The sequence below is a fragment of the Microvirga sp. GN3 genome, assembly GCF_055792825.1.
In genome coordinates this window covers 26773-47534 of record NZ_JBVVAK010000022.1, presented here as the reverse complement: position 1 = coordinate 47534, position 20762 = coordinate 26773, and the positions used below count along the sequence as shown (strand labels likewise).

The following is a 20762-nucleotide window of genomic DNA, read 5'->3' as shown; positions in this document are numbered from 1 at the left end:
CGGCTCCTCACCGCATGCGCTAAACGCAGCAGTTAATACGTGACGCTGAACAGGGCTTTGAAACATGGCCGATACAAAACATGCGCCGCACGGGGGCTACAGTCCGGATATGGACGCTCGCGCTCATGAGGCGACCTATTACGGGTTCATTCAGTTCGCCGAAATCGCGACCGCCGTCATCGTCTGCCACGTGCTGGCTTTGGCCGTCGGCGGCATCAAGCATGCTTGGGTCACAGCGATCTTCGGTGTCATTCTCTCGCTGGTTGCAGGCGGCATCGGCGCCATGGCTCCTTCCGTCGGCGCGCGGGCTCCGGCCGCTGTCGGCGTTCTCCTTCTGCTGGCGCTCATTTTCTATTGAGCGGCGGATGACTTTTGACAGACATAGAAAGAGCTTGATTCCAAGCCGTTGACCACATCCCAGGGGGGCCTACATGCGGATCGCCGTTCTCTCCGAAACCGATGGAGCGGAGACACGCGTTTCCGCCACCCCTGAAACGGTCAAGAAATACAAAAGCCTCGGCGCTGACGTGGTCGTCCAGGCCGGCGCTGGTGCCAAGGCCGGTATCCCCGATGCCGAGTTCGAGGCTGCCGGCGCATCCATCGCCAAGACGGCCAAGGACGCCCTGAAGGACGCCGACGTCCTCCTCAAGGTCCGCCGCCCCGCCGAGGGCGAGCTGAAGGGCGCCAAGCCCGGCGCCCTGGTCATCGCCATCATGGACCCTTATGGCCAGGAAGCGGCCCTCAAGGCCCTGGCCGACACGCAGGTTGCCGCCTTCGCCATGGAGCTGATGCCCCGCATCACCCGTGCGCAGGTGATGGACGTGCTGTCCTCCCAGGCCAATCTCGCCGGCTACCGGGCCGTCATCGATGCCACCGCCGAATACGGCCGGGCACTGCCGATGATGATGACCGCCGCCGGCACGGTGCCCGCGGCCCGCATCTTCGTCATGGGCGCCGGTGTGGCCGGTCTCCAGGCCATCGCCACCGCCCGCCGTCTCGGCGCCGTCGTGACCGCCACCGACGTGCGTCCCGCCGCCAAGGAGCAGGTCGAGAGCCTGGGCGCCAAGTTCATCGCGGTCGAGGACGAGGAGTTCAAGCAGGCCGAGACGGCTGGCGGCTACGCCAAGGAGATGTCGGACGCCTACAAGGCCAAGCAGGCCGAACTTGTCGCTTCCCACATCGCCAAGCAGGACATCGTCGTCACCACGGCCCTGATCCCCGGCCGCCCGGCGCCGAAGCTCGTCTCGCGCGCCATGGTCGAATCCATGAAGCCCGGCTCGGTCATCGTCGATCTGGCGGTGGAGCGCGGCGGCAATTGCGAGCTGGCCCAACCCGGCCAAGTGGTGGAGCATAACGGCGTGAAGATCGTGGGCCACCTCAACGTGCCCGGACGCCTCGCCGCCACGGCATCCAGCCTCTATGCGAAGAATCTCTACGCCTTCGTCGAGACGCTGGTGGACAAGGAAACCAAGGCTCTGGCCGTGAAGTGGGACGACGAGCTGGTCAAGGCCACCTGCCTGACCCGTGACGGCGCCATCGTTCACACCGCCTTCCAGCCGACCGCTTAAACCGTCCAGGGAGGACACCATGGCAACGCTTACGCCCGAACAGGCCGTCGAGCAGGCCCAAGCGGCGGCAGAGGCTGCCCGCCGCTCGGCCGAGGCGGCCCAGACTATCGCCGATCAGGTGGCCGATGCGGCAGGAGCCGCCGCCGCCGCCGTGACCCACGGGGCCGTCGACCCGACGGTGTTCCGCCTCGCCATCTTCGTGCTGGCGATCTTCGTCGGCTATTACGTGGTCTGGTCGGTGACCCCGGCGCTGCACACGCCGCTGATGTCGGTCACCAACGCCATCTCCTCCGTCATTGTGGTCGGCGCACTGCTGGCGGTGGGCGTCGATGTGGCCCCTGGCCTCGGCGAGGGGCCGATCTGGGCGCGGGCGCTCGGCTTCATCGGGCTTATCCTGGCGTCCATCAACATCTTCGGCGGCTTCCTGGTGACCCAGCGCATGCTCGCCATGTACCGCAGGAAGGGATGAGGCGATGTCGGCCAATCTAGCCTCGATCCTCTACCTCGTCTCGGGCGTCCTGTTCATCCTGGCCCTTCGCGGCCTGTCGCACCCGACCACCTCCCGGCAGGGCAATCTCTACGGCATGGTGGGCATGGGGATCGCCATCCTCACCACCCTGTTCGTCTCCCCGCCGAGCGGCTTTGGCGGCTGGGCGCTGGTGGTGCTGGGCCTCGGCATCGGCGGCGGCATCGGCGCGGTGGTCGCCAAGCGCGTGCCAATGACGGCTATGCCGCAGCTCGTCGCCGCCTTCCACTCCCTGGTCGGTCTCGCGGCGGTCCTCGTGGCGGCGGGCGCGCTCTATGCGCCGCAGGCCTTCGGCATCGGTTCGGTCGGTACCATCCATGGCGGATCGCTGTTCGAGATGGCGCTCGGCGTCGCCATCGGCGCCGTCACCTTCACCGGTTCCGTGATCGCGTTTTTGAAGCTTGACGGGCGCATGTCCGGCAAGCCGATCCTGCTGCCGAGCCGGCATCTGATCAATGCCAGCCTCGGCCTGCTGCTTCTCGTGCTGCTCGTCTTCTTCATTCGCACGGAGAGCCATGCGGTCTTCTGGCTGATCGTGGTGGTCTCCTTCGTGCTCGGCGTGACGCTCATCATCCCCATCGGCGGCGCCGACATGCCGGTGGTGGTGTCGATGCTCAATTCCTATTCGGGCTGGGCGGCGGCGGGCATCGGCTTCACGCTGGGCAACCTCGCGCTCATCATCACCGGCGCGCTGGTCGGCTCCTCGGGTGCGATCCTGTCCTACATCATGTGCAAGGGCATGAACCGCTCCTTCATCTCCGTGATCCTCGGCGGCTTCGGCGGCGAGACGACAGCCGCCGCCGGCGGTGCGGTCGAAACCCGTCCCGTGAAGCAGGGCTCGGCGGACGATGCCGCCTTCATCATGAAGAACGCCGCCAAGGTCATCATCGTGCCGGGCTACGGCATGGCGGTGGCCCAGGCGCAGCACGCCCTGCGCGAGATGGCGGACGAGCTGAAGGCCGAGGGCGTCGAAGTGAAATACGCCATTCATCCGGTCGCGGGCCGCATGCCCGGCCACATGAACGTGCTGCTCGCGGAAGCCAACGTACCCTATGACGAGGTGTTCGAGCTCGAGGATATCAACGGCGAATTCCCGCAGGCCGATGTCGCCTTCGTGATCGGCGCCAATGACGTGACGAACCCGGCCGCCAAGACCGACTCGGCCTCGCCGATCTTCGGCATGCCGATCCTCGACGTGGAGCGCGCCAAGACAGTGCTGTTCATCAAGCGCGGCATGGGCTCGGGCTATGCCGGCGTCGAGAACGAGCTGTTCTTCCGCGACAACACCATGATGCTCTTCGGCGATGCCAAGAAAGTGGTCGACGAGATTCTGAAGAACCTCTGATCCGACGATCAGATGAGTGTTTCATGCCCGGCCTTGTGCCGGGCATTTTGTTTGGAGTTGCCTTTGCGGAGCCGTCATCCCCGGACTTGTTCCGGGGATCCACGTCTTTGACGCATCGCAGTTCTTAAGACGTGGATGGCCGGGACTGATCCCCGGATCAAGTCCGGGGACGGCCATGACGAGGGAGAGGCCATGACGAGGCCGGCGAAATCTGCTTTAACGCGAGCCCCTGACGTGCTTCGCCTGGACTTCGCCTCATGTCCTCCATCACACTCCGCACTGCCCTTCCTTCCGACCGGGATGCCGTCATCGAGCTGATCCACCAGCTCAATGTCTTCGAGGCCGATCTCGTCGGCGATCGTCGGCGCGATTACGGAGCGGCGGCCGAATATTACGACGAGCTGATGCAGCGCTTGTCCCGGCGTAACGGCCGTGTCGTCCTGGCGGCGGCGGAACGGGTGATTATCGGCGCCATGGGCTTTTCGCTCGATCAGGATGCAGCCTATGTGGCCGATACTCTTCGCAATCACGGCACGGTGACGGACCTTATCGTGCACAACGATTGGCGCGGGCGCGGCATCGGCCAGATGTTTCTCAAGGAGGCCGAGCGCCTGACGAAGGAGGCCGGTCTGAAGCGCCTCTTCATCGGTGTCCTCGTTGCCAATGAACGGGCTGAGCGCACCTATCGCGCCTTCGGCTTCGAGCCATACGTGTCGATCATGTCGAAGGAAGTGTGAGCGGCCGGATAGGCCTCATCCCACGCCATGAGCATCGTCAGTTTCGGCCAACGAGTTGGCCAGTCCTTGCTCCGTACCCGTTCGCGATAGATATCCATCTTATGTTCGAAGGCTGGTGTCGGCCTCACGACCAGGTTCAGAAGATCCTGAATCCCGTGAGACGCCATCACCTCGACCTTGCCACGGATTGAACGGGCCGCGATGGCAGTTGCGGTCTCTGCCCAGTGAGCAACGGCATCGAATGTATTGCGATAGGGCGCATCGCCGTTGCGAAGATGCATGCGCGCTTGGTTCTTCACGGACCAGATCACGCCGGGAGCGGATGCGCGGAGGCACCGCTCAAGGTCGCCTTCCCGCTCTCTTCGTGTGTCGCTCGGATCGAAGTAGATCACATCCACGTCGTTGAGACGGGACACATCAATTGCGCATCCGTGCCGTACATCCCAGACCGTGTTGCGGATGAAGCCGGCTCCGATCCAGCAATCCGGAAGACCGAGGCGCTCCACATGCAAAAGAAGCGCATGCAGGTCCGCATGCGCTTCGAGAAGGCGTTCGATATTGCGGAGAGTCCGCAGGGGAGGGGCGGGGTTCATGCCGCCTTCCTCCACGGCCCTTAAGAGCGGAACAGGCCCGCGACACCGCCCTGGAGTCGGGACGAGCCCTGGCGGGCGACGCTGTTGCTGTTGTCGAGGGCGAGCGCACGCGAATAGCTCTCGAGGGCTTGGCTCCGGTCACCCTTGCGTTCGAGGGCGACGCCGCGCCAGGCCCAGGAATTGGCGTCCTTGTTGTCGACGTTGAGAGCCGCGTTGAAGTCCTCGATGGCCTTGTCGTACTGGTTCGTCGCCACGAAGCTCTGGCCGCGGGCGGCGTAAGGTGCGCCGACGAAGGGATTGCGGTCGATGGTGGCGTCGAAGTCCAGGATCGCCTGCTGGTGCATGTTCTGGCGCTGATAGAGCAGGCCGCGGGAATGGAGCGCCTCGGCCGATTCGGGCAGCAGACGGGTTGCCATGTTCAGGTCGCTCAAGGCTTCCTGGTACTGGTTCTGGGCGCGGTAGAGATTGGCGCGGCCGATATAGGCCGGGCCGTAATTCGGGTCGGCCTGGATCGAGCGGGTGAAGTCGGCAAGCGCCTGGTCGTTGCGGTTCGTCTGCCGCAGGGCCAGCGCACGGTTGGTATAGGCCGGCGCATAGTTCGGATCGAGCTGCACCGCCTTGGAGAAATCGGAGATGGCGCTGCTGTAGTTCCCCACGCGGGCATAGGCCGCGCCGCGGGTGTTATAGGCGCCCGGATCGTTCGGGTTGCGCTGGATCACGTCCGAGAGCGACGAGATGTTGACCGTGCTCGTTCCCTGGGTGTCCTCCTCCACCACGGCGATGCGCTGCGTGGGACCGTCACTCATGGTGCCGCAGGCGGACAGGCCGATGGCAACGAGGGTCAGGCTCAAGGGGGCCAAATGGCGAATCGATCGGGCGAACACCTTCGTCTCCAACTTAAAACAAACTCACAGTACCGGGAGCGGCACTCTGGCGGGAAATCCTTAACAGCCGTGAAACAAGGCATCAAAAAGGCGCCAGTGAGGGAGAAATTGAGAGAGCGGTTCGGCCATTGGCCCAGGGAAGAGGGGGCCAGACATGCAAACAGCGCCCCGCTTGCGCGACGGGCGCTGGTTCACAACCGATAGGCTAGCCTTTTCAGGCCTGCTCGAAGCTTAGCGGGTCGGGCGGGGCTTGGAAGGCAGCAGGCCTTCGCGCTGCATCCGCTTGCGGATCAGCTTACGAGCGCGGCGAACAGCCTCAGCCTTCTCGCGGGCCTTCTTCTCAGACGGCTTCTCGTAGTGACCGCGAAGCTTCATTTCGCGAAAGATGCCCTCACGCTGCATCTTCTTCTTGAGAGCGCGGAGCGCCTGATCGACGTTGTTATCCCGGACAAGAACCTGCACGCGAATTCCTCGTATTTGAACCGTTTCGATTGTGATAAAAAACAACGAGGTGCGTCATGCGCACCTCTCACTGGCCGGCGTCGATACCAGAAGAAGCCTTGCCTGTCCAGGGTTGCCCCTCAAGAAAAGCGCCGGTCAAGGGTGATAACGGCCCCGGTTCGAAAAGGTTCAGCCTCGTTCCGAAAAAACCCGGGTGACATGCCCCATCTTGCGCCCGGCCCGGGCCTCCGTCTTGCCGTAGAGGTGGAGATGGACACCGGGCTCGGCTAGGATCTCCTCCCAGGCATCGGCATCGTGCCCGATCAGGTTCTTCATCTCGACCCGGCCGAGGCGGGCGGTCTCACCCAAGGGCCAGCCGCAGACCGCCCTCACATGCTGCTCGAATTGCGAGGTCGCGGCGCCGCCAAGCGTCCAATGGCCGGAATTGTGCACCCGGGGGGCGATCTCATTGACGACGAGGCGCTCCTGACCGTCCTCGGTGACGAGAAACAGCTCGACTGCGAGCACACCCACGTAGTCCAGAGCCTCGGCGATGGAGCGGGCGATCCGGAAGGCCTGTTCCTCGGTCTCAGGCGAAACGCCGGCCGGAACCTGGGTGGTGTCGAGGATATGGTTGCGGTGCTCGTTGGCGCACAGATCGTAGGCCGCGAAGGCACCAGAGGCGGCGCGGGCGGCGACCACCGAAACCTCCCGCTCGAAGGGCACGAAGCCTTCCAGGATGGAAGCAGCGCGGCCGATCTCCTCCCAGGCCGCGACGGGGTGGGCCTCGGGTGTTATCTTCACCTGCCCCTTGCCGTCATAGCCGAAGCGGCGGGTCTTGAGCACGGCGGGCCTGCCGATGCGCTCGACGGCCTCGGCCAGCTCGGCCTCGCTGGAGACGGGCGCGAAGGGCGCAACGGCGATGCCGAGACCGGCGATGAAGCTCTTTTCGAGAAAGCGGTCCTGCGACACGGCCAGCGCCTGCGCATTGGGGGCAAGCAGAGCATGGGCGCTCAGGATCGCGGCCGTTTCGCTCGGCACGTTCTCGAATTCGTATGTGACCACGTCCACGGCCTTGGCGAAGCGCACCAGGTTCGCTTCGTCCTCATAGGCCGCGATGGTGTATTCGGTCGCCACCTCGAAAGCCGGACTGTTTTCCTCCGGCGCATAGATATGCGTCTTCAGGCCCAGCTGCGCCGCCGCCATGGCGATCATGCGGCCGAGCTGGCCGCCGCCGAGAATGCCGAGGGTGCAGCCGGGACGGATCATGAGGTGATCAGCTTTCGTTAGAGGGGCGCTCGGCCACACTGTCGCTCTGACGCTTCCGCCATTCGTCGAGACGCTCAGCGAGGGCAGGATCGTGCAGGGCCAGCACGGCAGCGGCCAACAGGGCCGCGTTCACGGCGCCTGCGCGGCCGATAGCGAGCGTTCCCACCGGGATGCCGGCGGGCATCTGCACGATGGAGAGCAGGCTGTCCTGGCCCGAGAGCGCCTTGGATTCCACCGGCACGCCGAAGACGGGCAGGGGGGTCATGGCGGCGGTCATCCCGGGCAGGTGGGCAGCTCCGCCGGCGCCGGCGATGATGACCTGGAAGCCTTCCGCCTTGGCGCCCTTGGCGAAGGCCACCAGCCGGTCCGGCGTACGATGAGCGGAAACGATACGGGTGTCGTAAGGAACGCCGAGCGCATCGAGCGTCTCGGCGGCATGGCGCATGGTGGCCCAGTCGGACTGGCTGCCCATGATGATGGCAATGGGGGGACGCGCCATGGCGTGGCTCCGGCTTTAAAGGCCTTAACTGTCCAGCCGGAATAGCGAAGCCGCTCCAGCCAGGCAAGGCTTTCTCAGGCGATGATGTCGGGGGTGAGCTGATCTTCGAGCCGGATGATCTGGTCCTTGAGGGCAAGCTTGCGCTTCTTCAGGCGCTGGACCTGCAGCTGGTCTCCGGCAACCATGCTCTCCAGGGCGTCGATGGCCATGTCGAGATCGCGGTGTTCCTGCTTGAGACGGGCCAGTTCCGTTTCCAGTTCAGCCAATTCGGTCATAAAAATTACCCAGAGCATCGGACCCAAAAGTGGACTCCACTTTTGGGATTGATCCGATGCTCAATCCCTTAAGTGGCGCATCGTCGGGCGCGGAAAACCGGATCCACTTTTCCGCACGATGCGCTAGATACCCGGCTGCCCTGCGGCCAGGCCAAGAGGGGCGGAAGTATGCTCTTGGGCCCTGTGGAGAGCAAGATCGCTCACGCATCTTCACCTCGCGATTCTTTGAATTTCGCCTTCGACTCGCCACACTCTGTCTGCCACAATGTTCCCCGTCAGTAGATCGAATAGGAGGAACTGACATGCCGCTGCAGAATCACCTGACGGAACTGGAACGGAAGCATCGGGCTCTCGAGCGCGAAATCCAGGATACGCTCAACAGACCGTCGGCAGATGACATGAGGCTGGCAGAACTCAAGCGAAAGAAGCTTCAACTCAAGGACGAGATCACACGACTGAGAAGCTCTGAAACGGCGTTGCATTAGCCGAACGATTCCTTAAATTTTCCCACCCGAAGAAGCCGTCGCTTCACTGAAGGAGCGGCGGCTTTTCATTGAAATATCTCAAAGAATCGCACCCGCGCCGTCGTAGATCAGCTTGGCGCCCACGAAGACCAGCAGGACATAAACGGCGGTGTAGAACGACTGCCCGGAGACGCGCCGCACGAGCAGCACACCGGCCCAGGTCGAGGCGATGGCCAGCGGAAACAGGGCTCCGGCGGTGGCCATGTTCTCCATCGTGAACTGCCCGAGCGCCAGATAGGGCGGCACCTTGATCCAGTTGACGAGCGCGAACACGATGGCGCCCGTGCCGACGAAGACGTCGCGCGGCAGCCGCTGGGGCATGACATAGATCTGGAAGGGCGGCCCGCCCGCATGGGCAATCATGCTGGTAAACCCCGTCACCCAGCCCCAGAAGATCCCGCGCGGCACATCGGCCGGCGCAGGCTTCGGCGGGGTCGCTCTGCGCTCCACGACGATGCGGCGAACGGCAAACGCCACCGAAATGACTCCGACCACCAGCTTGACCGCGGCATCGGACACTTGGGCGGCCAGGAGATAGCCCGTGAGAATGCCCGATGTCGCGCCCAGAACCATGATCACGACGTTGCGGCGATCCCAGGTGTGTCGGTAGGCCCAGACGGATACCACGTCCTGGACGATCAGGATTGGCAGCGTAATGGCGGCTGCCTGCACGGGCGAGACCACCAGCGCCATCAGCGGCAGCGAGAGCGCGCCGAGACCCGAGAAGCCGCCCTTGGCAAGCCCGAGCAGGATCACCGCGGGAATGGCGGCGGCATAGAAGAGAGGATCGGTAATCACGAAGGCACTCGCCGAAAGTCGACTCACCGAAAGTCGCCCCTGACCACGGCTTGGTGGCCTGCTACCACAGCAGGCGCTTGAAGTCTCATGCCGTGAACGCAACGGGGAACGCCATGTCATCAACCCAAAGTCGCTATCACGAGGTTTATGCCGGATGGCAATCCGATCCGGTGGGCTTCTGGGAGGAGGCCGCGCGGGAGATCGATTGGATCAAGCCGGCCGACAAGGTGTTCGACCCGCAGGCCGGTATCTACGGCCACTGGTTCGTCGGCGCGGAATGCAACACCTGCTACAACGCCGTCGACCGGCATGTGGCGACGCGCGGCGATCAGGCCGCGATCATCTACGACAGCCCCGTCACCAACACGAAGCGCAGCATCACCTATGCCGAGTTGCAGGACGAGGTGGCGACGCTCGCCGCCGTGCTGCAGGAGATGGGCGTCACGAAGGGCGACCGCGTCGTCATCTACATGCCGATGATCCCGGAGACGAGTTTCGCGATGCTGGCCTGCGCCCGCATCGGTGCGATCCATTCGGTGGTCTTCGGCGGGTTCGCCGCGAAGGAGTTGGCGACGCGCATCGACGATGCCAAGCCGAAGATCGTCCTCTCCGCCTCCTGCGGCGTCGAGGGCGCCCGCGTCATCCCCTACAAGCCGCTGCTCGACGAGGCGATCGCGCTCTCCATGTCGAAGCCGGAAGCCTGCCTCATCTTCCAGCGTCCGCAGCTCGCCTGCGATCTTAGTGAAGGCCGCGACCGGGATTGGACGAACGCGGTGGATGCGGCGCGAGCCGACGGCCGCAAGGCCGAATGCGTGCCGGTGGCGGCGACCGATCCGCTCTACGTGCTCTATACCTCGGGCACGACCGGCATCCCGAAGGGCGTGGTGCGCGACAATGGCGGCTACATGGTCGCACTCAAATGGTCCATGGGCCACTTCTTCGGCGTGAAGCCGGGCGAGGTGTTCTGGGCCGCGTCCGATGTAGGCTGGGTCGTCGGCCATTCCTACATCGTCTACGGGCCGCTTCTCCATGGCTGCACCGCCATCCTCTACGAGGGCAAGCCGGTGGGCACGCCCGATGCCGGCGCCTATTGGCGGGTGATCTCGGACCATGGGGTCGTGACGCTCTTCACGGCACCTACGGCCTTCCGCGCCATCAAGAAGGAGGACCCGAAGGCGGAACTCCTGAAAAAATACGATCTCTCCGCGTTTCGCGCCCTGTTCCTGGCCGGCGAACGGGCTGATCCCGACACGGTCAAATGGGCCGAGGATATCCTGGGCGTACCCGTCATCGACCATTGGTGGCAGACGGAGACCGGCTGGCCCGTGGCCGGCAACCCGCTGGGACTCGGTGCGCTTCCCGTAAAGCACGGCTCTCCCACGGTGCCGATGCCGGGCTATACCCTCGACGTGCTGGACGAGGGCGGCAAATCGGTCGGCCCGAACACCATGGGCGCCATCGTCATCAAGCTGCCGCTGCCGCCCGGCGCTCTGCCGACCCTCTGGCATGCGGATCAGCGATTCCAGGAATCCTACCTCTCGGTCTATCCCGGCTACTACAACACCTCGGATGCGGGCTATCTCGACGAGGATGGCTATATCTGGGTCATGGGCCGGACCGACGACATCATCAACGTCGCCGGCCACCGCCTCTCGACCGGCGGCATGGAAGAGGTGCTGGCCTCCCATCCGGCCGTGGCGGAATGCGCCGTCATCGGCATGAAGGACCCGCTCAAAGGCGAGGTGCCCTGCGGCTTCGTGGTGCTCAAATCCGGTATCGACCGGCTGCCCGAGGAGATCGAGGCGGAGCTCGTGGCCCTGGTGCGCGACAAGATCGGCCCCGTGGCCGCCTTCAAGCTCGCGATCACCGTCGCCCGCCTGCCCAAGACCCGCTCGGGCAAGATCCTGCGCGGCACCATGAAGAAAATTGCCGATGGCGACGCCTGGTCGACGCCTGCCACCATCGACGATCCCATGATCCTGACCGAGATCGGGGATGTGCTGCGGGCGAGGGGGCTTGTAGGGTAAAAGGGCTTACGGATGACGAAGCCGGAAGAGGACGAACAGGCCCGTTTCGAAGCTCTGCTGGCACAGGCCCTCGGAGACGATGACAAGGCGCTGGCGCATCGGGCCGCCAAGGATCTGCGCAGCGCGGCTCGATCTGATGCCGTCGGAGCCAAGGCAAGCTTCGAGCGTACCCGCGACAGGCCGGCAAAGCCACGCCGGCGGCAGCCGAAACGGCCGGGTTAAGTGCGCCACCATTTCGAAGTGTGGTGCGGGTCCCCTCCCTGTGATGGAGAGGGTTCCAGCGCTTTACTCGTCTCGCGATCCCGGATCGGCTTTGCCGTCCGGGATGACATTCTACGAAAACAAAAAAGGCCCGGATCGCTCCGGGCCTTTTTCGTGAAAAATCTTATTCCTCGTCCTCGTCGTCACGCTTGAGCTGCTTGAGCTTGGCGAAGACCGAGTTGACGTCGATGGTCTCTTCCTCGGCTGGCTTCGGACGGCTCATGTCGGCGAAGGGGTCGACGCGCTCGGGAGCCGTGGAGATCTCCGCCGGCATCAGGGTGCCGCCATGCTCCTGGGGCTCCACGTGCGGGCGGTCCTTGGCGGCGCGCTGCACCTCGAAATCGAGATCGATCTGCGAGCATAGGCCGAGCGTCACCGGGTCCATCGGCGAGAGGCTGGCCGAGTTCCAGTGGGTGCGGTCGCGGACCTGCTGGATCGTGGTCTTGGTGGTGCCCACCAGACGCATGATCTGCGCGTCCTTCAGCTCGGGATGGTTGCGCACAAGCCAGAGGATCGCGTTCGGGCGGTCGTGGCGGCGGGACACGGGGGTGTAGCGCGGTCCTTTCTTGACCCGCTTCTGCTCGGGCAGCTTCACCCGCGACTCGGCGAGCCGGAGGTGGTGGTTCGGGTCCTTCTGGGCCTTCTCGATCTCTTCACGGGTCAGCTGGCCCGTGGTCACCGGGTCGAGGCCCTTGATGCCGGCCGCGACTTCGCCGTCGGCAATGCCCTTCACCTCGAGCGGGTGGAGCTTGCAGAAATCGGCAATCTGATCGAACGACAGCGATGTATTTTCGACGAGCCAAACGGCTGTCGCCTTCGGCATCAACGGTCCCTGGGACATTAAGTGAACCTCCTTCAGGCCGGGCGCCGGACATTTCGGCGCCGCACGGCAAAACTCTCTCGCGCTCCGAACCGGCCCGGACCGGAGCATCTCGTCTCACGATGTGAGGGAAACGAGATGATTATAGGGATCGTGCCGGGATGTTGCAAATTTTAGAGCATGGGTTCCAAAAGTGGACACCACTTCGCGATCGATCCGGTGTGCTAGAGGATGAGAACGATCTTGCCGATATGCTCGCCACCGTCCATGCGGGCATGGGCCTTGACCACATCCTCGAAGGCAAAGCTCGAATCCATCACTGGCCGGCAACGGCCCTGCATCAGGAGCGGCCAGACCTTGTCTTCGAGCGCTTCGGCAATCTCGGCCTTTTCCGCCGGCGAGCGGGGGCGCAGGGTCGAACCCGTGTGGGTGAGTCGCTTGACCATCAGACGGCGGAAATCGACCTCGGCTTTCGGGCTCCGAAGGAAGGCGATCTGCACGATCCGGCCATCCTGCGCCGCTGCTTCGTAGTTCCGTGGAATGTAGTCGCCGCCGACCATGTCGAGGATCACGTCCGCGCCGCGGCCCCCGGTCGTTTCCTTCACGACTGCGACGAAATCCTGGCTCCGGTAGTTGATCGCCACATCCGCGCCGAGCTTCAGGCAGGCCTCGCATTTTTCTTGGCTGCCGGCCGTGGCGATGACCGTAGCGCCAAAGGCCTTGGCGAGCTGGATCGCCGTGGTGCCGATGCCGGAGGTCCCGCCATGGATCAGCAGCGTCTCGCCCGGTTGCAGGCGGCCCCGGTCGAACACGTTGGTCCAGACGGTGAAATAGGTTTCCGGGATGGCGCCGGCTTCCTCGAAAGACAGGCCGGCAGGAATGGGCAGGGCGTTGCTCTCGTGGACGACGGCGTAATCGGCATAGCCCCCGCCCGGCACCAAAGCCATGACCGGGTCGCCAATGGCAAACCGCGCGGCGTTGTGGCCCGTGGCCACCACCTCGCCGGCGATCTCGAGCCCGAGAATATCCGGGGCACCGGGAGGAGGGGGATAGCCGCCTTGGCGCTGGATCACGTCGGGGCGGTTCACACCCGCCACCTTCACACGCACCAGGATCTCGCCCTCCTTGGGCTTGGGAACCGGACGCTGGACGACCTTGAGAACCTCGGGCCCGCCGCTCCCCTCGGTAACGACGGCGCGCATCATGTCCGGAGTTTGCCCCATTTTTCCCTCCTTTGGTCAACAAGCTCCCGGGATATAGGCCCCGTTGGCAAGGAATACATGCCGGATTAAATTCACGATCAACAGTTGAAGAGGAGAATGCCATGGCCCTCGATCCCTTCGCCGATGAACCGCGCCAGATCATGAGCGGGCACGAGATCGGCCAGGATCTCTCGATGCTCTCCATCGACGAGCTCGACGAGCGCGTCGAAATGCTGGAGCAGGAGATCGCCCGCCTCAAGGAGGCGAGGGCCCGAAAGGAAAACTCCCGCGCTGCCGCGAGCGCTTTCTTCAAGCTCAGCCAGGGTTGAGGCCATTGTAACGAGGAAACGCCCTTAACGGCGCGTTAACCATTCTCGGATAGGAATCGGTCATCCAGGTCTCTCCCTGGATGCCGAGTGGCTCTGAAGCCCACTCTGTTCGACGCTTCCCTGTTAGACTTGAAGAGCCGCCCCGAGCGGCTCGATTTTTATGCGATTTCGGCATCAGATTGGCGCGAAAAACCGGGCCCACTTTTCACTGGCGTGGCCCTTCGGGTCGCTAGCGTGGCCCGCTGGGACCGCACGATGCGCTGGTTTAACCTTAAGAAGAGGTTACCGAGGCAAGTCTCGACGGTCCGTCCTATAATCATCCCAACAGTTCAAAACCTCCGACAATCTCAGGCGGAGGATAGGTTTTGGGAGATGTGCGTGAACGAACCCGACGTGATCCAGCTCGACGTCGATCCTGTCCGGTTCGGGCAGAGCTTCGTGGGTTCCGAGGCCTTCAGGGCCCTCTTCCAGGAGGGCATGGAGCTCATCGAGGAAACCGCCGCCTATCTCGATGGCCCGGGCCGCGAGGAATCCCGCAACCTGCCGCGACAGGAAAGTCTCGTCTATGCCAGCGAGAGCATGCGGCTCACCACCCGCCTGATGCAGGTCGCCTCCTGGCTCCTGCTGCAGCGCGCCGTGGCGGAAGGGGAGATCTCCTCCGATCAGGCCCAGTTGGAGAAGAACCGCGTCCGCCTGAACTCGCACGACACCGCGACGACCATCACCGAATACGAGGCGCTGCCTGCCCGCCTGCGGGAGCTGATGGGCCTCGCGACCCGGCTCCACGCCCGGATCCTCCATCTCGAACGCCTTATCGCGGAGGCGGGTGAGGCCCCTCGGCCCTCCGCTCCCAACCCGGTTGCGACCCAGCTCGGCATGCTGCAACGGGCTTTTGGAGTGGCGGAGTAAGGATTCTCGTTCGGACTGCCCTCAGGTCTGTACGTCTGGCACATCATCACTGAGGCGCAGGCGCTAATTCCCTCCCCTTGTGGGGAGGGATTAAGGGTGGGGGTGCCGGCGCTGAGCTGGATCAGCATGGCGCTTCACGAGGGCTGTGAAAATCCCACCGCCAAAGAAAAAGCCCCGCCTTGAGCGGGGCTTTTTGTATTCTGGTTCAAAGTATCCAGCGCGAGACGCCGGTTTACTTCTTGCCGCCGAGGCCCAGGTTGCCGAACTTCGAGTTGAAGCGCGACAGACGGCCGCCGCGGTCGAGCAGCTGCTGCGTACCGCCGGTCCAGGCCGGGTGGGTGTTCGGGTCGATGTCCAGGTTGAGGGTGTCGCCCTCTTTGCCGTAGGTCGAGCGGGTGGTGTACTCGGTGCCGTTGGTCATGACCACTTTGATGAAGTGGTAATCGGGATGTTCGGTTTCTTTGCGCGCCATTGCCATAGTCCTTCTTGCGGCCAGCCGGATCTGGTCAGCCCGCAATGTTGAGATCGAGCCTGAATTGATGAATGCGCGCCTATACCTCACTTAAGACCTTGAAACAAGCCGGGGCAAAGGTGCTAAACCGCCCGGTATCCCGATTCCGGAAAACGAAGGTGTCATGGCCGATCATTCCCAGGGGCAGAACCGCCCCAAGGCTGCGCTCAGCGCCTTAAAGCCGCTCATTCCCTACGGCCTGGCTTACAAGGGACGGATCGCGGCGGCGCTGGTGGCCCTGGCGATGGCGTCCGCGGCCACGCTCGTCGTGCCCGTCGCCGTGCGCCGGGTCATCGATTTCGGCTTCTCGGAGCAGGGACGGGCCTACATCAACGCCTATTTCGTCCTCCTGATCGTGGTGGTGGGTGTCCTCGCCCTGGCCAGTGCCCTTCGCTACTACTGCGTCATCACGCTCGGCGAGCGGGTGGTGGCGGATTTACGCTCCGCCGTATTCCGGCATCTGACTTCCCTCGACCCGGCCTTTTTCGACCAGACCAAGAGCGGCGAAATCGTCTCGCGGCTCACGGCCGACACCACGCAGGTCAAGTCGGCCTTCGGGGTCAGCATCTCGATCGCGCTGCGCAATCTCTTTCTTTTTCTCGGCGCGACGGTGCTCATGATCATCACGAGCCCGAAGCTCTCGGCACTCGTACTCCTCGCCATTCCGGTCATCGTCCTGCCCCTGGTGTTTTCCGGCCGGGCCGTGCGGCGGCGTTCGCGGGCAGCGCAGGATCGCCTCGCCGATGCCTCGGCCTATGCGGCGGAGGCTATCGGCGCGGTGCGGACCATGCAGGCCTTCGGCATGGAAAGCTTCACCGCCTCCCGCTTCACCGCTGCCGCCGAGGAGGCTTTCGGCGCAGCTAGGCTCTCCACCACCATGCGGGCCTTTCTGACAGGCGCGGGCATCTTCCTGGTCTCGGCCAGCGTGGTTGGCGTGCTGTGGTATGGCGCGCAGGACGTGTTGGCGGGCGAGATGACGGGCGGGCGCCTGTCGCAGTTCGTGCTCTATGCGGTCTTTGCCGCAAGCTCCCTCGGACAGCTCTCCGAGGTCTATGGCGAACTGGCCCAGGCGGCGGGTGCGGCGGAGCGCCTCGGCGAGATCCTGGCGGCGAAGCCCGCCATCGAGCGGCCCCGCAACCCCAGGCCGCTGCCCAATCCGCCCCTTGGCACCGTGGCCTTCCAGGATGTGCATTTTGCCTATCCGACCCGCTCCGAGCAGAGAGCCCTGCACGGCCTGAGCCTGACCGTTTCCTCCGGCGAACGGGTCGCTATCGTCGGCCCTTCCGGCGCCGGCAAGAGCACGATCCTGCAGCTGCTCCTGCGCTTCTACGATCCGCAGGGCGGCACCATCTGGGTCGATGGCGTGCCGGTCACCGAGGCCGATCCCTTCGCGCTGCGCGCCCGCATGGCCCTGGTACCGCAGGAACCGACGATCTTTGCAGCATCCGTGCTCGACAACATCCGCTACGGCCGCCCGGAGGCCAGCGAGGACGATGTCCGGCGCGCCGCCGAGCTCGCCTCCGCCGACGGCTTCATTCAGGCCCTGCCGGAGGGCTACCGGACCATGATCGGGGAGCGTGGCGTGACCCTGTCGGGCGGCCAACGGCAGCGCTTGGCCATCGCCCGCGCCATCCTGAAGGACGCCCCAATTCTACTCCTCGATGAGGCGACTTCAGCGCTGGACGCGGAGAGCGAGCGCAAGGTCCAGACCGCTCTCGACCGGCTGATGGAGGGTCGCACCACCCTGGTCATCGCCCACCGCCTCGCCACCGTGCGCTCCGCCGACCGCATCCTGGTCATGGACAAGGGCGTGATCGTGGAGGAAGGCACGCACGAGTCGCTCCTCGCCACGGGCGGCCTCTACGCCCGCCTGGCCAGGCTCCAGTTCACGAGTGCGACGGGCCATATCGAGGCGGCGGAGTAGCGCGCTCAGCGGACCCATGTTTGCCATGCTTTCGTGAGAGACAGGACCGGCATGAGCGATTCGTCCGGCTGGGAGGAGGCGCATGGTGGTCAGCAGGAGACATCCCCAGGACTCGCCCCGCATCAACATCCTTGAGCCGTGGGATCTCCAGTACTGGTCGGACCGCTGGAACGTCCCGCGCCGGCAGGTGGTCGAAACCATCCGCCGCGTCGGCGACCAAGTCCACGACGTCGCGCAGGCTTTGGGCAAGAGGTAGGCGGAGACCTGCCGCCTGGCTTTCAGCCGGACCTAGCGTGGCAATCCGGGCATGATAAACAGGCTCATGCCCGACCTTTACCCACCCCTTGAGCCCTACGATTCCGGCATGCTCGACGTGGGCGACGGGCATCGCATCTATTGGGAGACCTGCGGCAATCCTGCCGGGAAGCCCGCCCTCGTTCTCCACGGCGGTCCCGGTTCCGGCTGCACCGTGAATGCGCGGCGTTATTTTGATCCACGCGCCTATCGCATCGTGCTGTTCGATCAGCGCGGGAGCGGACGGAGCACGCCGCACGCCAGCACTCCGGACATCGATCTCTCCACGAACACGACGGCGCATCTGCTGATCGATATCGAGCGGCTGCGGCAGCATCTCGGGATCGAGCGATGGCTGGTGCTCGGCGGATCCTGGGGCTCGACCCTGGCGCTCGCTTACGCCGAGCGGCATCCTGCGCATGTGACCGAAATGGTGCTGTTCAGCATCGCCACCACCACGGCATCGGAAATCGATTGGATCACCCGCGGCGTCGGCGCCTTCTTTCCCGAGGCATGGCAGCTTTTTCGGGCAGGCGCCCCAGAGGCGGATCGGGAGGGGAGCCTCGTCGAGGCCTATCACCGTCTCCTCATGGACCCGGATCCCGCCATCCACGAGAAGGCCGCGCGGGACTGGTGCGACTGGGAAATGGCCATCGTCGCGGTGCATCCCGACCACAAGCCACATCCCCGATATGACGATCCTGCCTTCCGGCTGGGCTTCGCGCGGCTCGTCACCCATTACTGGCGGCACAGGGCCTGGCTCGAGGATGGCGCTCTGGTACGGGATGCGAACCGTCTTGCCGGCATTCCCGGTATCCTGATCCACGGCCGCCTCGACATCGGCGGCCCGCTCGTCACGCCCTGGACGCTTCAGCAGAATTGGCCGGGCAGCGAGCTGATCGTCGTCGGCGAAGCCGGGCACGATGCGCGCGACCCTGGCATGACGGAGAGCATCGTCGCCGCGACGGATCGTTTCGCGCGACTCACCGTTCCGTGAGTTTCAGCTCGATGCGCCGGTTGCGGCCAAAGGCTTCTTCCGTGGTGCCGTTGTCGAGGGGCTGGAACTCGCCGAAGCCGGCGGCGACGAGGTGTTGGGGCTGGACGCCGCGGGCGATCAGCGCCTGCACCACGGCGATGGCGCGGGCAGAGGACAGGGCCCAGTTCGACGGAAATTGCGCCGTGTTGATGGGACGCTGATCGGTGTGGCCATCGACGCGAATCACCCAGGGAATATCCGGAGGCACCTGGCGCTCCAGCTCGACCAGGGCCGAGGCGATGCGGTCGATCTCGCCGGAGGCTTCCGGACGCAGAGTGGCCTGGCCGGCGGGGAAGAGCACCTCGGACTGGAACACGAAGCGGTCGCCGACGATGCGCACATCGGGGCGGTTGCCGAGGATCTGCCTGAGGCGCCCGAAAAAGTCCGACCGGTAGCGGGCGAGTTCCTGCACGCGCTGCGCCAAGGCCACGTTGAGGCGGCTGCCGAGATCGGCGATGCGGGCCTGGCTCTCCTTGTCCCGGTTCTCTGACGCCGAGAGCGCCTCCTCCAACGCCGCGAGCTGGCGGCGCATGGCGGCGATCTGCTGGTTGAGGATCTCGACCTGGCTCAGAGCCCGGCCAGTGGCTTGGCGCTCGGTTTCGAGCTGCGTGCCCAGCTCCTGCGCCTGGACCTGCGCCGCACCGCCGCTGTCGAGAAGGCTCTGCAGGCGCGCCCGCTCGGCCTCGTTGGCGCGCAGCGTCGTCTGCAGAGAGGTGACGGTATCCTCGATGGTGCGGCGGCTCGAGCGTTCCAGGGAGAGAAGGTCGGTCAGCTCGGAGATCTGGCGGTTCAGGCGGTCGAGCACCGTGTCGCGGCCCGACAATTCGCGGGACAGGAAGAACTGCCCGACCGTGAAGACCGAAATCAGGAAGATGATGGCGAGCAGCAGCGTCGACAGGGCGTCCACGAAGCCCGGCCAGTAATTGATCTGTCCCCCGCGTCCGCGCCGACGTCCTCCCGCGCTCGAGACTGGCATCAGGGCAGCCTTTCACGGGAGAGGCGGTCGAGGACCTGCTTCAACTCCTTCTCACGGGCGGCCTGGGCCTCGACCCAGTCGCGGATCATCTGCTGCTCCGCCCGCATGTGCTGCACAAGGCCCTGGACGCCCTCGGCAAGGTTCGCCATGGCCTGGGTCGCCGCCCGCCCGCCCGCGCCATCATTGACGGCGGCAGTGAGCCGGTTCAGGGCCACCGTCAGATCGTGCGAGGTGGCTCCAGGGCGCAGGGCAGCATCGGTAGGCGTGTCCATGGTCGAGGTGGCGAGCCAGTCCTCCAGCTCCGTATAGAAGCGGCTCTGGGCCTGGCCGGCCTGAAGGTCGAGGAAGCCGAGGACGAGGGAGCCCGCCAAGCCGAAGAGCGAGGCCGAGAAGGACAGGCCCATGCCCTGCAGAGGGCCGGCGAGCGAGTTCTTCAGCTCGTCGAAGAGAACGGCGGTATCCTGGCCGGTGCGGAGCGAGGCGATGATGCGCCCGACTGAGCCCACCGTGTCAATCAGGCCCCAGAAGGTGCCGAGAAGGCCTAAGAAAACCAGGAGGCCGGCGAGATAGCGCACGATCTCCCGGCTCTCATCGAGGCGCGCGCCGATGGAGTCGAGGACCGAGCGGGTTGCCGCGACGGAAAATCCGGATTGGCCGGGGCGGTTGCCGAGAAGAGCGGCCAGTGGCGCCAGCAGGACCGGCGGGGAGGGGGCGACCAGTCCTTCTTCGGTCTGCCGGAGGGTGTTGACCCATCGCACCTCTGGAAACAGGCGCCAGACCTGCCGAATCGCGAGCACGATGCCGATGAACATCACGCCCAGAATCAGGGCGTTGAGGCCGGGATTGGCCTGGAAGGCTTCCCAGATCTGCCGGTAGAGGATGAAGGCGACAAACCCCGCCAGAACCAGGAAGACCGCCATGCGGATCAGATATATCCGCGGTGGGGTAAGGGGTTGGTCCGCCATCGTTATCCTGTGCATTCGTGCTTCGGGGCTGCACCAATGTGACCGCGCC

At 64.7% G+C, this 20762-nt stretch carries 25 protein-coding genes; 13 read left to right on the top strand and 12 right to left on the bottom strand.

Features of this window, described 5'->3' with window-relative positions:
* Window positions 1–64: 64 nt before the first annotated feature.
* The 5 genes from ACS5Q1_RS13205 to ACS5Q1_RS13185 all read left to right on the top strand — a co-directional run bounded on the left by ACS5Q1_RS13205 (window position 65) and on the right by ACS5Q1_RS13185 (window position 4176).
* Window positions 65–358, top strand: coding sequence for an aa3-type cytochrome c oxidase subunit IV (locus tag ACS5Q1_RS13205; RefSeq protein ID WP_203441173.1), 294 nt, complete (start codon window positions 65–67; stop codon window positions 356–358).
* A gap of 73 nt (window positions 359–431) precedes the next feature.
* Entirely contained in the window at window positions 432–1568 is a 1137-nt protein-coding gene (locus tag ACS5Q1_RS13200) for a Re/Si-specific NAD(P)(+) transhydrogenase subunit alpha (protein ID WP_203441172.1), read from the top strand.
* Between the two features lie 19 nt (window positions 1569–1587).
* Window positions 1588–2037: a proton-translocating transhydrogenase family protein gene (locus tag ACS5Q1_RS13195; RefSeq protein WP_203441171.1), complete on the top strand. Its 450-nt coding sequence runs from the start codon at window positions 1588–1590 to the stop codon at window positions 2035–2037.
* Between the two features lie 4 nt (window positions 2038–2041).
* The gene (locus tag ACS5Q1_RS13190) at window positions 2042–3439 is read left to right on the top strand and encodes an NAD(P)(+) transhydrogenase (Re/Si-specific) subunit beta (protein ID WP_203441170.1); all 1398 of its coding nucleotides are present in this window, start codon (window positions 2042–2044) and stop codon (window positions 3437–3439) included.
* Between the two features lie 257 nt (window positions 3440–3696).
* Window positions 3697–4176 (top strand): GNAT family N-acetyltransferase, encoded by a 480-nt coding sequence (locus ACS5Q1_RS13185; RefSeq protein ID WP_473098630.1) that lies wholly within the window; start codon window positions 3697–3699, stop codon window positions 4174–4176.
* Here the strand turns inward: ACS5Q1_RS13185 and ACS5Q1_RS13180 are convergent.
* From ACS5Q1_RS13180 to ACS5Q1_RS13155, 6 genes are all read right to left on the bottom strand, one after another.
* Window positions 4122–4769 (bottom strand): nucleotidyltransferase family protein, encoded by a 648-nt coding sequence (locus tag ACS5Q1_RS13180; RefSeq protein ID WP_473098629.1) that lies wholly within the window; start codon window positions 4767–4769, stop codon window positions 4122–4124. The two genes, ACS5Q1_RS13185 and ACS5Q1_RS13180, sit on opposite strands and share 55 nt — an antisense overlap.
* Window positions 4770–4789: 20 nt before the next feature.
* On the bottom strand, window positions 4790–5653 hold the full coding sequence (locus ACS5Q1_RS13175; RefSeq protein WP_473098628.1) for a tetratricopeptide repeat protein: 864 nt from the start codon (window positions 5651–5653) through the stop codon (window positions 4790–4792).
* Window positions 5654–5884: 231 nt separating this feature from the next.
* The gene (gene rpsU / locus ACS5Q1_RS13170; RefSeq protein ID WP_009763401.1) at window positions 5885–6115 is read right to left on the bottom strand and encodes a 30S ribosomal protein S21; all 231 of its coding nucleotides are present in this window, start codon (window positions 6113–6115) and stop codon (window positions 5885–5887) included.
* A 168-nt stretch (window positions 6116–6283) separates the two neighbouring features.
* Window positions 6284–7363 (bottom strand): 5-(carboxyamino)imidazole ribonucleotide synthase, encoded by a 1080-nt coding sequence (locus ACS5Q1_RS13165; protein WP_473098627.1) that lies wholly within the window; start codon window positions 7361–7363, stop codon window positions 6284–6286.
* Between the two features lie 7 nt (window positions 7364–7370).
* Window positions 7371–7862 (bottom strand): 5-(carboxyamino)imidazole ribonucleotide mutase, encoded by a 492-nt coding sequence (purE, locus tag ACS5Q1_RS13160; protein WP_473098626.1) that lies wholly within the window; start codon window positions 7860–7862, stop codon window positions 7371–7373.
* A 74-nt stretch (window positions 7863–7936) separates the two neighbouring features.
* Window positions 7937–8137 (bottom strand): YdcH family protein, encoded by a 201-nt coding sequence (locus ACS5Q1_RS13155; protein WP_203441164.1) that lies wholly within the window; start codon window positions 8135–8137, stop codon window positions 7937–7939.
* 302 nt (window positions 8138–8439) lie between these two features.
* Between ACS5Q1_RS13155 and ACS5Q1_RS13150 the strand changes: the two genes are divergently transcribed.
* Entirely contained in the window at window positions 8440–8622 is a 183-nt protein-coding gene (locus ACS5Q1_RS13150; protein ID WP_203441163.1) for a YdcH family protein, read from the top strand.
* Between the two features lie 78 nt (window positions 8623–8700).
* Here ACS5Q1_RS13150 and ACS5Q1_RS13145 read toward each other — a convergent pair whose 3' ends face one another.
* Window positions 8701–9486: a sulfite exporter TauE/SafE family protein gene (locus ACS5Q1_RS13145; RefSeq protein ID WP_246776650.1), complete on the bottom strand. Its 786-nt coding sequence runs from the start codon at window positions 9484–9486 to the stop codon at window positions 8701–8703.
* Between the two features lie 86 nt (window positions 9487–9572).
* Between ACS5Q1_RS13145 and ACS5Q1_RS13140 the strand changes: the two genes are divergently transcribed.
* Together ACS5Q1_RS13140 and ACS5Q1_RS13135 are read left to right on the top strand one after the other, a co-directional pair.
* Window positions 9573–11486 (top strand): propionyl-CoA synthetase, encoded by a 1914-nt coding sequence (locus ACS5Q1_RS13140; protein WP_473098625.1) that lies wholly within the window; start codon window positions 9573–9575, stop codon window positions 11484–11486.
* A 12-nt stretch (window positions 11487–11498) separates the two neighbouring features.
* Window positions 11499–11708, top strand: coding sequence for a hypothetical protein (locus ACS5Q1_RS13135; protein ID WP_473098624.1), 210 nt, complete (start codon window positions 11499–11501; stop codon window positions 11706–11708).
* A 163-nt stretch (window positions 11709–11871) separates the two neighbouring features.
* Here ACS5Q1_RS13135 and ACS5Q1_RS13130 read toward each other — a convergent pair whose 3' ends face one another.
* Together ACS5Q1_RS13130 and ACS5Q1_RS13125 are read right to left on the bottom strand one after the other, a co-directional pair.
* Window positions 11872–12588, bottom strand: a complete 717-nt coding sequence (locus tag ACS5Q1_RS13130; protein WP_203441160.1) for a DUF1013 domain-containing protein — start codon at window positions 12586–12588, stop codon at window positions 11872–11874.
* A 203-nt stretch (window positions 12589–12791) separates the two neighbouring features.
* A complete protein-coding gene (locus ACS5Q1_RS13125) occupies window positions 12792–13790 on the bottom strand; it encodes an NAD(P)H-quinone oxidoreductase (RefSeq protein WP_473098623.1) in 999 nt (332 codons plus the stop codon).
* Window positions 13791–13891: 101 nt separating this feature from the next.
* Between ACS5Q1_RS13125 and ACS5Q1_RS13120 the strand changes: the two genes are divergently transcribed.
* Window positions 13892–14098 (top strand): DUF1192 domain-containing protein, encoded by a 207-nt coding sequence (locus ACS5Q1_RS13120; protein ID WP_203441158.1) that lies wholly within the window; start codon window positions 13892–13894, stop codon window positions 14096–14098.
* A gap of 372 nt (window positions 14099–14470) precedes the next feature.
* Complete coding sequence (gene rcdA, locus ACS5Q1_RS13115; RefSeq protein ID WP_473098622.1) at window positions 14471–15007, top strand: protease adaptor protein RcdA; 537 nt, start codon at window positions 14471–14473, stop codon at window positions 15005–15007.
* Window positions 15008–15239: 232 nt separating this feature from the next.
* Here the strand turns inward: rcdA and rpmE are convergent, their stop codons facing one another.
* The gene (rpmE, locus tag ACS5Q1_RS13110; RefSeq protein WP_203441155.1) at window positions 15240–15479 is read right to left on the bottom strand and encodes a 50S ribosomal protein L31; all 240 of its coding nucleotides are present in this window, start codon (window positions 15477–15479) and stop codon (window positions 15240–15242) included.
* Window positions 15480–15642: 163 nt separating this feature from the next.
* On the opposite strand from rpmE, the gene ACS5Q1_RS13105 reads away from it, so the two are divergent.
* The 3 genes from ACS5Q1_RS13105 (at window position 15643) to pip (ending at window position 18733) form a co-directional block, all read left to right on the top strand.
* Window positions 15643–17442 carry an ABC transporter transmembrane domain-containing protein gene (locus tag ACS5Q1_RS13105; protein ID WP_473098621.1) on the top strand — a complete coding sequence of 600 codons (1800 nt, stop codon included), beginning with the start codon at window positions 15643–15645 and terminating at the stop codon, window positions 17440–17442.
* An 82-nt stretch (window positions 17443–17524) separates the two neighbouring features.
* Entirely contained in the window at window positions 17525–17698 is a 174-nt protein-coding gene (locus tag ACS5Q1_RS13100) for a DUF3606 domain-containing protein (RefSeq protein ID WP_203441153.1), read from the top strand.
* Window positions 17699–17764: 66 nt separating this feature from the next.
* Window positions 17765–18733 carry a prolyl aminopeptidase gene (pip, locus tag ACS5Q1_RS13095; protein ID WP_473098620.1) on the top strand — a complete coding sequence of 323 codons (969 nt, stop codon included), beginning with the start codon at window positions 17765–17767 and terminating at the stop codon, window positions 18731–18733.
* Here pip and ACS5Q1_RS13090 read toward each other — a convergent pair.
* Entirely contained in the window at window positions 18720–19748 is a 1029-nt protein-coding gene (locus ACS5Q1_RS13090; protein WP_473098619.1) for a peptidoglycan -binding protein, read from the bottom strand. The two genes, pip and ACS5Q1_RS13090, sit on opposite strands and share 14 nt — an antisense overlap.
* Entirely contained in the window at window positions 19748–20713 is a 966-nt protein-coding gene (locus ACS5Q1_RS13085; protein ID WP_203441150.1) for a flagellar motor protein MotA, read from the bottom strand. Before ACS5Q1_RS13085 ends, ACS5Q1_RS13090 begins: the two co-directional genes overlap by 1 nt.
* Window positions 20714–20762: the final 49 nt, after the last annotated feature.

Coding starts and splice junctions, on each gene's coding strand:
- ACS5Q1_RS13105 (WP_473098621.1), top strand. CDS start 15,643: ATGGCCGATCATTCCCAGGGGCAGAACCGCCCCAAGGCTGCGCTCAGC.
- pip (WP_473098620.1), top strand. CDS start 17,765: ATGCCCGACCTTTACCCACCCCTTGAGCCCTACGATTCCGGCATGCTC.
- ACS5Q1_RS13155 (WP_203441164.1), bottom strand. CDS start 8,137: ATGACCGAATTGGCTGAACTGGAAACGGAACTGGCCCGTCTCAAGCAG.
- ACS5Q1_RS13135 (WP_473098624.1), top strand. CDS start 11,499: ATGACGAAGCCGGAAGAGGACGAACAGGCCCGTTTCGAAGCTCTGCTG.
- ACS5Q1_RS13165 (WP_473098627.1), bottom strand. CDS start 7,363: ATGATCCGTCCCGGCTGCACCCTCGGCATTCTCGGCGGCGGCCAGCTC.
- ACS5Q1_RS13205 (WP_203441173.1), top strand. CDS start 65: ATGGCCGATACAAAACATGCGCCGCACGGGGGCTACAGTCCGGATATG.
- rcdA (WP_473098622.1), top strand. CDS start 14,471: ATGTGCGTGAACGAACCCGACGTGATCCAGCTCGACGTCGATCCTGTC.
- rpmE (WP_203441155.1), bottom strand. CDS start 15,479: ATGGCGCGCAAAGAAACCGAACATCCCGATTACCACTTCATCAAAGTG.
- ACS5Q1_RS13185 (WP_473098630.1), top strand. CDS start 3,697: ATGTCCTCCATCACACTCCGCACTGCCCTTCCTTCCGACCGGGATGCC.
- ACS5Q1_RS13190 (WP_203441170.1), top strand. CDS start 2,042: ATGTCGGCCAATCTAGCCTCGATCCTCTACCTCGTCTCGGGCGTCCTG.
- ACS5Q1_RS13140 (WP_473098625.1), top strand. CDS start 9,573: ATGTCATCAACCCAAAGTCGCTATCACGAGGTTTATGCCGGATGGCAA.
- purE (WP_473098626.1), bottom strand. CDS start 7,862: ATGGCGCGTCCCCCCATTGCCATCATCATGGGCAGCCAGTCCGACTGG.
- ACS5Q1_RS13150 (WP_203441163.1), top strand. CDS start 8,440: ATGCCGCTGCAGAATCACCTGACGGAACTGGAACGGAAGCATCGGGCT.
- ACS5Q1_RS13125 (WP_473098623.1), bottom strand. CDS start 13,790: ATGGGGCAAACTCCGGACATGATGCGCGCCGTCGTTACCGAGGGGAGC.
- ACS5Q1_RS13195 (WP_203441171.1), top strand. CDS start 1,588: ATGGCAACGCTTACGCCCGAACAGGCCGTCGAGCAGGCCCAAGCGGCG.
- ACS5Q1_RS13180 (WP_473098629.1), bottom strand. CDS start 4,769: ATGAACCCCGCCCCTCCCCTGCGGACTCTCCGCAATATCGAACGCCTT.
- ACS5Q1_RS13200 (WP_203441172.1), top strand. CDS start 432: ATGCGGATCGCCGTTCTCTCCGAAACCGATGGAGCGGAGACACGCGTT.
- ACS5Q1_RS13100 (WP_203441153.1), top strand. CDS start 17,525: ATGGTGGTCAGCAGGAGACATCCCCAGGACTCGCCCCGCATCAACATC.
- ACS5Q1_RS13120 (WP_203441158.1), top strand. CDS start 13,892: ATGGCCCTCGATCCCTTCGCCGATGAACCGCGCCAGATCATGAGCGGG.
- ACS5Q1_RS13085 (WP_203441150.1), bottom strand. CDS start 20,713: ATGGCGGACCAACCCCTTACCCCACCGCGGATATATCTGATCCGCATG.
- ACS5Q1_RS13090 (WP_473098619.1), bottom strand. CDS start 19,748: ATGCCAGTCTCGAGCGCGGGAGGACGTCGGCGCGGACGCGGGGGACAG.
- ACS5Q1_RS13130 (WP_203441160.1), bottom strand. CDS start 12,588: ATGTCCCAGGGACCGTTGATGCCGAAGGCGACAGCCGTTTGGCTCGTC.